General features: G+C 47.2%; 10 protein-coding genes. All 10 read left to right on the plus strand.

Annotation, left to right across the window (positions count from 1 at the left end):
* The first annotated feature begins 54 nt into the window (after positions 1-54).
* The 10 genes from QFZ80_RS08770 (at position 55) to QFZ80_RS08815 (ending at position 12,504) form a co-directional block, all read left to right on the plus strand.
* Complete coding sequence (locus QFZ80_RS08770; protein ID WP_307558445.1) at positions 55-1,359, plus strand: ABC transporter substrate-binding protein; 1,305 nt, start codon at positions 55-57, stop codon at positions 1,357-1,359.
* Between the two features lie 68 nt (positions 1,360-1,427).
* Positions 1,428-2,693: an amidohydrolase family protein gene (locus tag QFZ80_RS08775; protein WP_307558447.1), complete on the plus strand. Its 1,266-nt coding sequence runs from the start codon at positions 1,428-1,430 to the stop codon at positions 2,691-2,693.
* A gap of 2 nt (positions 2,694-2,695) precedes the next feature.
* On the plus strand, positions 2,696-4,735 hold the full coding sequence (locus QFZ80_RS08780; RefSeq protein WP_307558449.1) for an AGE family epimerase/isomerase: 2,040 nt from the start codon (positions 2,696-2,698) through the stop codon (positions 4,733-4,735).
* A gap of 107 nt (positions 4,736-4,842) precedes the next feature.
* Entirely contained in the window at positions 4,843-5,505 is a 663-nt protein-coding gene (locus QFZ80_RS08785) for an aspartate/glutamate racemase family protein (protein WP_307547366.1), read from the plus strand.
* Between the two features lie 45 nt (positions 5,506-5,550).
* Positions 5,551-6,471, plus strand: a complete 921-nt coding sequence (locus QFZ80_RS08790) for a class II fructose-bisphosphate aldolase (RefSeq protein WP_307558451.1) — start codon at positions 5,551-5,553, stop codon at positions 6,469-6,471.
* Positions 6,472-6,488: 17 nt separating this feature from the next.
* Positions 6,489-8,921, plus strand: a complete 2,433-nt coding sequence (locus QFZ80_RS08795) for an alpha-mannosidase (protein ID WP_307547362.1) — start codon at positions 6,489-6,491, stop codon at positions 8,919-8,921.
* The gene (locus QFZ80_RS08800) at positions 8,922-9,581 is read left to right on the plus strand and encodes a class II aldolase/adducin family protein (RefSeq protein WP_307547359.1); all 660 of its coding nucleotides are present in this window, start codon (positions 8,922-8,924) and stop codon (positions 9,579-9,581) included. It abuts the gene before it with no gap.
* Positions 9,578-10,870, plus strand: coding sequence for a four-carbon acid sugar kinase family protein (locus QFZ80_RS08805; RefSeq protein ID WP_307558454.1), 1,293 nt, complete (start codon positions 9,578-9,580; stop codon positions 10,868-10,870). Before QFZ80_RS08800 ends, QFZ80_RS08805 begins: the two co-directional genes overlap by 4 nt.
* Before the next feature lie 24 nt (positions 10,871-10,894).
* Complete coding sequence (locus tag QFZ80_RS08810; protein WP_307547355.1) at positions 10,895-11,527, plus strand: D-sedoheptulose-7-phosphate isomerase; 633 nt, start codon at positions 10,895-10,897, stop codon at positions 11,525-11,527.
* Positions 11,524-12,504, plus strand: a complete 981-nt coding sequence (locus QFZ80_RS08815; protein ID WP_307558456.1) for an ROK family protein — start codon at positions 11,524-11,526, stop codon at positions 12,502-12,504. Before QFZ80_RS08810 ends, QFZ80_RS08815 begins: the two co-directional genes overlap by 4 nt.
* Positions 12,505-12,510: the final 6 nt, after the last annotated feature.

A 12,510-nucleotide genomic window follows, 5' to 3' on the forward strand; every position in this document is an offset into this window, starting at 1 on the left:
TAACCAGCAAAACATCACTTATACTTGTAAATTAACTCTAAGGGGCGATATATCTTGAAAGCACAAAAATGGGCTTCTATTTTAATGACAACGGTACTTGCGACAGGTGTTCTAACGGCTTGTGGTTCTAAACCAAATAACAATAGTACAGCAACGAATAGTCCTGCGGCATCAGTCGCACCGGTAGATCCGGCTAAGCTGTCTGGAACTCTTTCCCTATGGACTTTCTTTGATGGAACAAAAGGCATTGCGACAGCATTTGAGAAGAAATATCCGAATGTCAAAGTTGACGTTAAGGTGTTCCCTGGCGATCAATACCAAATCAAACTTTTGTCAGCACTGCAATCTGGTAAAGATGTGCCCGACGTACTTGACCTTGAAAGAAGTTATGTTGGTAAATTCATTGAATCTCCATTCTTGATGGATCTAGCACCAATTGGCGCAGCTGATTTAGTGAAAAACTACATTCCCTATGTTTCTGAGCTTGGCAAATCGTCGGATGGCAAAATCAAAGCGATTTCCGACCAATCCTCTCCTGGCGGCTTCTGGTATTTGAAAGAAAATGCGAAAAAGTACCTGGGTACGGATGATTCGACTCAAATCAGCGAAATGGTCAACAGCTACGATAAAATCGTTGAGCTTGGTAAAAAAGTTGCAAAGCAAAGCGATGGCAAGGTTCATTTAATCGCGAATGCAGGGGACTTGTTTGACATTGCCAGCTACAATACACAGCCTTTCTATTTGAATGGCAAATTAAATATCGATCCAAGATGGGAAAAAGTATATAACAGCCAAAAAGAGATTCGTACAAATAACGTAGATGGAAAATTGCCATTCATGTCAGCGGGCTGGGGTAATGCGCTCAATGACGGAAGTGTTGTGTTAGTAGCAATGCCAGCTTGGGCAACATTCATGATCGGTAACAAAGACAACAAAGCGGTTGGTAAGTTTGGCGTTGCCAAAACACCAGAAGGCTTCTACAACGGCGGAACATTCCGTGCGATTTATAATAAAACGGCCAATAAAGACATCGCTGCTGAATTTATCAAATTCTCGGCAAGCGCTGAATGGCAGAACGCAGATCTATTGGCAAGAGGGAACATGCCAGCGCTTCAAAGCGTTTACGATGCAAATCTAGATAAGTACACGGCTCCGTTAACTGGCGATCAAAAAGTGCTGCAGCCTTACTACGCTATGATGAAGTCGATGCCAGTCATTAAGTCCGACAAATACAGCGATTCGATTCTTAGCTTGTGGAGAAAAACAGCAGGTCAAGGAATTACAGACAATAAAAGCTATGCGAATGTTGTAGCAGCCTTCCAAAAAGAAGTGAAAGCAGCGTTCCCTGAGCTTCAATAATTGAAAAAAAGAAAAGCGGCTGTTTCGTAAAGAAACAGCCGCATATTTAGAAGGAGAGAGACCAGCTAATGAGCATCCTTCATGATTATGTTAACCGAATCCGCATCATTGACGGTCATGAACACCTCGCAACACCGCAAATTCGAAAAAAAGAAAATCATGATTTGTTTTCCCTGCTGCATTACTTGGACTCTGACTTTTATAGCGCTGGCATGAAAATGGGTGCGTTAGGAAGGCAAAGTTCACTAGATGTGGAACAAAAGGCTTCCTTGTTTATAGACTATTGGCATCAAACGAAAAATACAACGTATGCCCGGATGTTTCGTACAGCAATGGAAGATTTATATGAGCTCAACGAGTGGAACGTGAATGGCCTACTAGAGGCGAATGAAAAAGTGTCCCAAGCAACGCACAATCCTAATTGGTATGAGCATGTGATGGTCCAAAAGTCCGGGATTGATCTTGCCTTTACACTAATCCAAACAACGAAATTGGCGTACGAGCGTTTTCGTCCCATCATGTTTATGGATTTTACTTTCAAACTACGAACATTGAAGGATATAACTACTGTCGAGAGAATGTCTGGCGTTACGGTCTATCAGCTGCGCCAATATTTGGAGGCAGTAGATACCTTATTGCATAAATATGTTCAGGAAGGCATGGTCGCAACAAAGTTAGGGCATGCCTACTGGCGCTCTCTATCCTGCGGTAAACCCACCTTCCATGAAGCAGAGCTGGCTTTCAATCGTCTGCTCGGCTTTACACTGGAGGAATCGCTCTCACAAGCCGAAACACAAGCGCTGCAGGACTATTTAATCCATTTTATCATCCAGCGTTCGATTGCCTATGATCTACCGATTCAAATTCATACAGGTCATCATGAAGTAAGTGTTTCTTCCAACGGTAACACATTAACGAATTCGAACGTGGAATTGTTGATTCCACTGCTGCTGGAATACACGGAAGCAAGGTTTGTTCTGCTCCACAGCGGATACCCTTATTATTTGCCCTATCTAAGCCTTGTAAAAAATTTCCCGAACGTCTACGCAGATTTTACATGGGTGTACATCATTTCGCCGACGGCGGCTAAACAAATTATGCATCAGGTGATTGAAATGGTGCCAATGACGAAAATTCAAGGCTTTGGCGGCGATTATAACTTTATCGAAGGGACATATGCCCACCAGAAGCTGGCCCGCAAAGTGGTGGCAGATGTATTGACGGAAAAGGTGGCCGAAGGCGCACTTGACGAATCAGAAGCCATGACCTTTGCTGATCGGATTTTCCGAACGAATTTAATCGAATTATATAAGCTGAAGGGTTTGGAGGAATAGCGATGCAGTGGAAGTTATCGGATAACAGCTTAGAAAATGCAGGGAAGGCATTTGAGATTACTACGGCTGAATCCAAGCAGCAAGCAAGTCTTCGATTTTCCAATTTGTTATCAGCAAGTAGCAGGAACGGGGAACAGGAAATCGTACCCGTCGATGAGATAACGTCAACATCTGAAGGGCTGCAGGCTTCTGGGCAATCGGAAAGCTTTGAAGTACGGTCAAACTGGAAACAGATGAGCGATATTTGCGATTATTTCGAAGTATTTATGGATGTGGCGTACAAGGGCAAGCAAGCTTCTGCTTACAATTTGCAGTTTGGCTGCAGCCTTGAAGGAACGGGCAAACCGGATTGGATGATTCCCGGCGCTTTTTACAAAGAGAATCGATTCGAAAAAAATCTGCGCCCTTACCCTCGCTATGACTTTAAAGGTGGCGACCCTCAGCAAATGGTATCCGATTATTGGTCATTTCGTGCTGATCGTGCAGCTCTTCCCGCTGTGTTCGCATGGAATGACGGGATGTGCGGAGCTCTTTGTACGGATGAAATGTCCCCGCTTGGACTTAGTGGTCTAGGCTTTCGAGGCAATGCAGCAGGGACGGAAATTTGGCTTAACTTTCCCTACAAGGAGGAGCCCGTTACATTCATTGGAAACGCCGTGCCAGCACCAGCGGATCTGCATATGCATACGTTCCAACCGGGTGAGAAAGTAGAGTTTCACTTCTATGTTTACGCAGGTACTTCTGACGCGCATAGCTACAATCCATTCGTTCGCCAAATGTACGCCATACATCGTCAAGTAAATGGGCTGAATCCATGGATGGGCTTGGAGCAAGCAGCAGAACTAACGGCTCATGGCCTGTACGAATGGCACTATGATAAAGAGAACGACATTCTTAGAGAAACAGCTGCTTTCGACCGAGAGTTTAACAACAATGTCAAAGGTATGGGCGATCGTCCGCACATGCATGTCAGTTGGGTAAGCGGTGTACCTTATGCCTATGCTTTGCTGACTTATGGCAGGAAAAAAGAGGCTTCATCCTATATGGAAGCAGGCATCCGAGTCTTAGATAAAATCGCTACAGGGCTTGCGCCGTGCGGAACGTTCTGGGCCTCATGGGAGCTCGGGAGAGGCTGGACGGCGGGCTGGAATCCGAAAAAGACGTGGCTGCAGGCCCGAACGGTATCTGAAGCAACGATGTTCCTTGTTCGGGCGCTTGCTTTTGAGAGAGAAGCAGGTTTCATGCATCCTGAATGGGAGCATGCTGTTCTTTCCAATCTTCGTTTCGCGGCGGAACATCAGCGTTCCGATGGGAACTTCGGCTCCTACTATGATTGTGAGACTGGCGAAGTACAGGAGTGGGATGGCGCAGGCGGTATGCTGTGGATTGCAGCTCTTCTGGAGGGAGCCGCTTACTTTGAAGACGAAGGTTTCGCAGCTGCTGCAGTTCGGGGAGGAAACTATTACGAACGATTCATTCGTGACGAATATATATATGGCGCTCCCGAGGACGTCCACTTAACACCGACTTCGGAAGATGCTTACAACGCTGTCGTGTCCTACGTTCTGTTGTATGAGTTCAATCGTCAGCCGCTCTGGTTGAAGCTTGCTTCTAGTGCAGCGGATTGGATGATGACTTTCCGTTGGACGTACAACTTGCAATTTCCTAAACATTCTCTTCTGGCACAGTATGATTACTGTTCACGCGGAGCGGATCAGGCCTCAACCTCCAATCAACATTTACACAATTATGGACTTTTTGCAGTACCGGAAATGCTTCGGTTATGGACTTATACAGGAGACCGATATTATCTAGATCGTACGCGAGATCATATTTCTTGCTTCCTGCAGTTTATCGCGCGCGAAGACGGCGACTTCAATGCTTACAAAGGTATGGTAACAGAACGTTTCTACAATACGAATTGCTTCCAGCCGAAGGGCATGATGCTGACGTTATCCCATTCATGGTGCATTGGACTCATTTTATACGCGGCTCAGGCCTCCTTACCTTATGAAAATGAATTAGATTTATACGAGCGATAATTGAAGTGCACTAAGGTAAAATAGGCTGCTAAGCAGCCTATGGAACTTTTGGGAACGTGCCCAAAATTCCAAAAAATGTGCTGCAAACAGGCAAAGGAGCGAGTTCGATGACAAAAAAACTAGCCATTATCCATACAACACCTGTAACGGTGGAAAGTTTAAAAGCATTAGCCGTAGAGATTCTGCCTGGGGTTGAAGTGATGAACTGGGTGGATGATTCCATTTTGCCGCAGCTCGCAGCGAATGGCGGGCAAATCAATGAGATTGAAGAGCGGTTCCTTCAGTACGCTCAAATTGCCGAGAAAGCAGGTGCTTCTTGCATTTTGAGCGCTTGCTCGTCCATTGGTGAGCTGGTTGCCCGTGTACAGCCTGAGCTCTGTATTCCCATCATTCGTATCGACGACCCGATGGCTGCGTTGGCGGTGAATTCAGCACTCAAGATTGGTGTTGCGGCAACGCTCGAAACGACATTGCAGCCGACCAAACGAATGCTCGTCAGCAAAGCGGAGCAAGCTGGCAAAGCGGTACAAATTGATACAGTCGTCGCAAAATCTGCTTATCAGAAGCTCCTCGCTGGAGATAAAGAGGGACATGATGAAGAACTGGCATCTGTACTCCGTAATCTCGCAGCCCATACGGATGTCGTTGTGCTTGCGCAGGCTTCTATGGCCCGCGTGGTTTCGCAATTTGCTCCAGAGGAACAAGCGCGTTTTCTCAGCAGCCCGCGTTTAGGTATGCTGCGGGTTAAACAAGTCATGGATCAACAATAGCTTTAGCTCATTATTAGAAGCTTTATTAAAAGGAGTTATACAACAATGACAAACACAACACCAACTTCACCGGTAATCACATTAAAACAAGCTCTTGAAATTTCTGAAGCGAACCATTTTGCGATTGGCTCTTTCTCGCCGCGTTATACCCCAATGATTGCTGCCGTTCTGAAGGCGGGACAAATTGCAAACTCACCGTTAATTGTTCAAATTTCACATAAAGAATTGATTCGTTATGGGATTACAGCAGCTGAATTTGGAGAAGAATTTTACCGTCAAGTAAAAGAGCAGCAAATCACAGTTCCTGTCGTACTGCATTTGGATCACACAAAGGAATTAGAAACCATTAAAGAAGCAATTGCAGCAGGCTTTACGTCGGTCATGATTGATGCATCCGAGAAACCGTTTGCTGAAAATGCGCAGATTAGCAAGGAAGTTGTGGAATATGCCCATACGAAAGGCGTTTCCGTAGAAGCCGAGCTGGGCATGATTGGCACAACAGACTTCGTAGAAACGGATAAAGATGAAGAGTTATATACGAATCCACAGGAAGCGGCTGAGTTTGTAGCGATGACTGGTGTTGATGCGCTGGCTGTGTCTTGCGGTACCGCGCATGGCGTGTATGTCGTGAAGCAGCCGAAAATCGACTATGACCGCCTGATGGAAATTCGCAGATTGACTCCGGTTCATCTTGTCCTGCATGGCGGTTCGGGCGTACCTCCTGAAATGATGCGCAGAGCCTACCAATTGCCAGGCGGCGGTGTTAGCAAAGTGAATATCGCAACAGATTTGGAGCTTTCGCTGCTCAAAGCACTTGGACGTGAAGAACGGATGACCAATGAAGAATGTAGGAACTTAGCGCCAGATATGCTGCAAGTTGGTCGTGATGCCGTCACTCAAACAGTGATGGAAAAAATGAAGCATTTTTTGAACAGCGCTGGTAAAGCGGACGTTTTTAACAAATAGATCGGGGGATATTCTCAATGAAAGATAACAAACTCTATATGATTGGTAACGCACATCTGGATCCGGTTTGGTTATGGCAATGGCAGGAAGGATTCCAAGAGGCGAAGGCTACATTCCGTTCTGCTCTAGACCGAATGACAGAGTCCGAAGATTTTATTTTCACTTCCAGTTCTGCTGCGATGTACGAATGGATTGAAAATAACGAGCCTAAGATGTTCGCGGAAATTAAAAAGCGTGTGCAGGAAGGACGCTGGAATATTGTCGGCGGTTGGTGGATTCAACCTGACTGCAACATTCCGAATGGAGAATCCTTCGTCCGTCAAGGGCTGTACGGTCAACATTACTTCAAAGAGAAGTTCGGGGTAACAGCTAAAGTCGGTTATAACGTAGACAGCTTTGGGCATAACGGTATGCTGCCGCAAATTCTGAAGAAGAGCGGGATGGATTATTACGTGATGATGCGTCCGATGCCGAATGAAAAAGGGCTGCCAAGCCGTCTGTTCATGTGGGAATCGGATGATGGCTCACAAGTGATGACATTCCGTATCATGTATGAATATTTGTCTTGGGGCAAGGACTTGGAAAACCATGTTCGCCGCTGCCTGGGTGAATTCAAAGAGCCGCTCAATGAATTGATGCTGTTCTATGGCGTTGGTAATCATGGGGGCGGTCCAACGAAAGAAAATATCGAGAGCATTCGCCGTATGAACGAGGATCCATCGCTGCCTAAGCTGGAGTTTGCAACGCCGGATGCATATTTCAAAGAGATGGAAAGCAAGAACTTAAAGCTGCCGGTCGTTCATGATGATTTGCAGCACCATGCTAGCGGATGCTACGCAGCGCATTCAGGCATCAAGCATTGGAATCGCAAAGCAGAGAATCGATTGATGGCCGCAGAGAAGTACTCGGCGCTTGCTTCATGGATCACGGGTCAACCTTATCCTGCGGAGTTCAAGCAAGCTTGGAAAAATGTGCTCTTTAATCAGTTCCATGACATATTAGCAGGAACCAGCTTGGAGTCTGCTTATGAAGACGCGATGTATTTGTATGGGGAAGCCATGGCTATCGCGGATCGTTCCCTTAATTATGCGGTTCAATCTTTATCTTGGAGCATCAACATTGAGCAGGATGTAACCATGAAGCCGATTGTTGTTTTTAATCCTCATGTATGGGAAAGCCGTGTAAACGTTGAGCTGGAAGTAGGAGGCATCAAACCCACTACTGTTTTGCTTGATGACAAGGGGAATCCAGTACCATTCCAGACGGTGCAATCACAAGCTTCTGCCAATGGCCGTTTCCGTCTTAGCTTTATGGCTGAGCTGCCTTCTATGGGATATCGGGTGTACAAATTGGTGGCGGAGTCAGCCTCGCATAAACCGGTTGGTGAGCCCATTCAAGCAAGCGACTTAGTTATGGAGAATAAGCGTTTTCGCTTGGAGTTCGATAAAGAAACAGGCTACATCAAGAGCCTGCATGATAAAGTGGTCGATCATGAAGTGTTTAAAGGAGATGGAGCCAAGCCCATCGTCTTGGATGATAAATCGGATACTTGGAGCCATGATGTGCTGCATTTTAACCAAAAGGCGGGCACATTCAAGGCGAAAAAGGTGTTCCGTGTCGAGCATGGTCCCGTTAAATCGGTTATCCGTGTTGTCAGTGAGTATGGCAGCTCAAAGCTAGTTCAAGATTTCGCCATGTATCCGGACCGCGATCAAATCGATGTACAGGTGATGGTGGATTGGCGCGAATCCTTCAAAATGTTGAAGCTGGTTTTCCCGGTGAATGTCATCTTTAGCAAGCAAACCTACGAAATTCCTTACGGTACGATTGAACGTGAACATAACGGCGAAGAAGAACCAGGATTAACCTGGATTGATTACTCAGGTGTAACTCGTAAAAGCAACATCATGTACGGCCTCAGCCTAATGAATGATGCCAAATACAGCTACAGCATTCATAACCAAGATATGGCGTTGACTGTATTGAGAAGTCCTATTTATGCGCACCATGTGCCTTATGAGCCAGATCCGAACGGCGAGTATTCCTTTATCGATCAGGGCATTCAGCGTTTCTCTTACTCCTTACTGCCTCATGAAGGTACTTGGGAGCAGGCAGGTACGGTGAAGCGTGCAGCTGAGCTGAACTGCAAGCCGATTGCGGTTATTGAATCGTTCCATGAGGGTGAGCTCGCTCAAACTGATTCCTATGTGAAAGTAAACCGCGACAATATCGTTGTTAGTGCGATCAAGAAAGCCGAAGACAATGAGGACCTCATTATTCGCGTCTATGAGACGAATAAATCTGCTACGTCAGCCGAGATTGAGCTGCCTAGATGGAAGCGTGTCATTAAGGCGGATTTTAACCCATGCGAGATCAAGACCTTCCGCGTGCCAAAGAATCCGGAATTGCCGATCAAAGAAACCAATATGCTGGAATGGGATGTGGAGTAGATGGAGACATTGGTTTGGCAGCAGCTGCAGGAAGCTGGGCGTTACATGCTGAATAACGGCTTGGCTTGGGGAAACGCAGGCAATATCAGTGCGCGAACCAAAGCTGACCACTATTTAATTACAGCAAGCGGTACAGACCTTGGGGAACTGGGCGAAGACGACTTCGTTGAGTGCTCTTTATTGGGCAGCACCTCGTCCTCTGCGACTGGGAAGAAGCCTTCCAAAGAAGTGCCCATGCACCAAGCCATTTACGAAACTCGTCCTGATGTAGGGGCTGTGCTTCATGCTTCACCCTTTTACAGCACGATGCTTGCCTGCTCGGCAGAACATTTGCCATCCGAATGGTTTGTTGAAACGATGTATTATCTGGAACGCATAGAACGCGTTCCTTATTTTCATCCAGGTTCACGTGAGCTTGGTGATGCAGTGCGGGAGAAGGCCAGCAAAGCGAATGTGCTTTTCCTCGAAAATCACGGTGTGCTTGTTTATGACAAGAATGTGAAGGAAGCACGCATGGCCATGCACACACTTGAAATGGCTTGCAAGATGTATGTGATGGCGAAGAGTTCGGGGATTTCCCTGCGCAAGCTGCCAGAATACGTGGTTCAAAGCTTCTTGAACGAGTCGGGCTATAGGCCAAGAAGGAGGTTCTCCGATTGATTGGTATTATCGCAGACGATATTACAGGGGCTAATGACATCGGCATCATGTACGCTAAGGCAAACATCAGCACACATGTCTACCCGATGGAGGCGTGGACTGGGAGAGAACAGAGCAGTGGCGCCGATCCGGAAGTGCTTGTTCTCGATACGCACTCCCGATTAGATACGCCGGATGATGCTTACACGAAGGTGTACCAGATGACGAAGCGGCTGCAGGAAGCTGGGTGCGCACGATTTATCAATAAAACGTGCTCCGTTTTCCGAGGCAATATCGGGATAGAATTTGATGCCATGCTTGATGCACTTGAGGCATCTTTTGGCATAATCGTGCTTGGTTTTCCAAAAAATGGACGTACTACATTGAATGGTATTCATTATGTACATGGTAAAAAACTGGAAGAATCCGAGTTTAGAAATGATCCTGTGCATCCGATGCGCAGCTCCAATTTGGTTGATATTTTACAATCACAAACGGACCGCCGTGTAGGACTTATTCCCATTCACATTGTAGAACAAGGGGTTTCTGTGTTAGAGGAGCAAATTGCATTGATGAAGCAATCAGGCCACACCTATGTCATCCTCGATGTGTGTGATCAGCAGTCACTGAAGACCATTGCGCAAGCGGTTCATGCTGAGCCGATTATTTGCGGAAGCTCAGCATTGGCCGAGGAATTGGCGTTGTTAGAAAAGCCGAATGCCCTCCAAAAGGGTGTTGCGAATAAGCTGCCAGCGCTTGGACGCTCGGCTGTTTTGTGCGCCGCAGGCAGCTTAATGCCGCAAACGGCTGCCCAAATTGCCTATGCCAAAAAGCAGGGCCTGACAGCGTTGGAGCTCGATTCCTTGCTCTTGTTTGACCCAATTGAGAAGCAAGCGCTCTGCAAGCAATTGGTCGAACAGGCGTCGAGACTTCTAAAGGACGGTCAGGACGTACTCATTCACGCCTCGAATAGTCCGCTCAAGGTGGCGGCGACGAAAGTAAAAGGCGTTGAACTCGGCTACGGCAACACGGAGGTGTCCGTTATCGTTTCGAATGCGCTGTCCGACGTCATACAATCGGTCGTCCATGAGACAGGACAGCAACGTCTGCTCATCGCTGGAGGGGAAACGTCCGCTGCTGTCTGCGATAAGTTGGGCATTGGCGGACTGAGCATCTGGCAAGAAATTGAGCCGGGTCTGCCGTCCTGTTTAACACTGCAAGCGCCGCAGCTCTTTTTGGTGTTGAAATCAGGCAGCTTTGGCAGCGAACCCTTTTTCATAGAAGCTATTGAACACTTGAAACAAACATAACTTGTGTTAGGAGGAGATTGACGTATGAGTCAAACGTTGGAACAGCTTTTCGTGAAATATCCAGACTTGGAACCGTGTCGTTCATCGATCCAAGAGGCATTTGAAGCTATGAAGGTGTCGTTTGAAAAGGGAGGCAAAATGCTGCTTGCCGGTAACGGAGGAAGTGCAGCTGATTGTGAACACGTTGTGGGCGAGTTGATGAAAGGATTTATGTCACCTCGCAAGCTACCCAAAGAGCAAAGAGACAAAATGATGCTTCATGGCGAAGATCAGGGGACATATCTGGCTGATCATTTGCAAGGTGCGCTGCCGGCTATTTCGCTTGTCAGCCATACAGCGTTTGCTACTGCTTTCAATAACGATGTGGCGGCAGATATGGTATTCGCGCAGCAGGTATACGGCTACGGCAAGCCGGAGGATACACTCGTTGTATTTAGTACATCAGGTAACTCGGCTAATATTGTACACGCAGTGCAAGTTGCCAAAGCACTAGGTGTCTATACCATTGGTTTGACTGGGGAAGGCGGAGGCCGCTTAAAAGAACTTTGCGATGTAACGATTCGTGTGCCTTATCGTTCAACACCGGATATTCAGGAACGCCATCTTCCAATCTACCATGTGCTATGCATGATGCTGGAGGAGGCATTCTTCGTATGAGTCTTCTGTTAGGTGGCATTGATATCGGAGGTACGAAGTGTGCTGCGGTACTTGGTATCACGGCTGGAGAGTCCGTTAACGTCTTAAATAAAATAAGCTTTCCGACGCCAGCAACGCCGAAAGAAGCTCTTATGCAGCTTGGTGACGCGCTAGAGCAGCTGCTGAAGCGCCATCCTGAAGGTAAGCTGCAAGCTATCGGCATTAGCTGTGGCGGTCCTTTAAGCAGTAAGGATGGCCTCGTGCTGTCGCCGCCCAATTTACCTGGCTGGGACCGTATTGATGTGCTTGCCCCTTTTCGAGAACGTTTCCATGTAGCTGTCGGATTGCAAAATGACGCTAACGCCTGTGCGTTGGCCGAGTGGAAATGGGGAGCAGGACGAGGTTCCCAGAATATGATCTTCTTGACCTTTGGTACCGGAATGGGTGCGGGTCTAATTCTAAATGGCCGATTATATGCAGGTGCGAACGATATGGCCGGCGAGGTTGGGCATATCCGTTTAGCTGAGGATGGACCTCTAGGCTATGGTAAACAAGGTTCGTTCGAAGGGTTTTGCAGCGGCGGCGGTATTGCCCGACTGGCTCAAAAGATGGCGGAAGACTGGTTCACAGCAGGAAAATCGACGATTCTTCCACAAGCTAAGGATCAGCTCCAAGAGCTCACAACGAAAGATGTATTTGAAGCCGCGCACGCTGGCGATGAGCTGGCGATGCTGGTCATCCGTAAGGTAAGTTGGCAGCTAGGCAGAGGACTTGCGATCCTAATTGACATCCTCAATCCGGATACCATCGTCATCGGCAGTATTTATGAACGGCAGGAATCCATGCTTGCCCCTTTTGTTATGGAGGAGCTGGAACGCGAGGCGCTGCCGATTTCACTAGGTGTTTGCAGAATTGTTCCTTCAGGTTTAAAGGATAATGTCGGAGATGCCGCCAGCTTATCCGTAGCGCTTCATGAATTTGAACAACAACGCTTATAAGGAGGC

The organism is Paenibacillus sp. V4I7, assembly GCF_030817275.1.
Taxonomy (GTDB): Bacteria; Bacillota; Bacilli; order Paenibacillales; family NBRC-103111; genus Paenibacillus_E.

Excerpts from the sequence above, each read along its gene's own strand:
- QFZ80_RS08775 (WP_307558447.1), top strand. The coding sequence starts at position 1,428 with ATGAGCATCCTTCATGATTATGTTAACCGAATCCGCATCATTGACGGT.
- QFZ80_RS08810 (WP_307547355.1), top strand. The coding sequence starts at position 10,895 with ATGAGTCAAACGTTGGAACAGCTTTTCGTGAAATATCCAGACTTGGAA.
- QFZ80_RS08790 (WP_307558451.1), top strand. The coding sequence starts at position 5,551 with ATGACAAACACAACACCAACTTCACCGGTAATCACATTAAAACAAGCT.
- QFZ80_RS08800 (WP_307547359.1), top strand. The coding sequence starts at position 8,922 with ATGGAGACATTGGTTTGGCAGCAGCTGCAGGAAGCTGGGCGTTACATG.
- QFZ80_RS08795 (WP_307547362.1), top strand. The coding sequence starts at position 6,489 with ATGAAAGATAACAAACTCTATATGATTGGTAACGCACATCTGGATCCG.
- QFZ80_RS08780 (WP_307558449.1), top strand. The coding sequence starts at position 2,696 with ATGCAGTGGAAGTTATCGGATAACAGCTTAGAAAATGCAGGGAAGGCA.
- QFZ80_RS08815 (WP_307558456.1), top strand. The coding sequence starts at position 11,524 with ATGAGTCTTCTGTTAGGTGGCATTGATATCGGAGGTACGAAGTGTGCT.
- QFZ80_RS08785 (WP_307547366.1), top strand. The coding sequence starts at position 4,843 with ATGACAAAAAAACTAGCCATTATCCATACAACACCTGTAACGGTGGAA.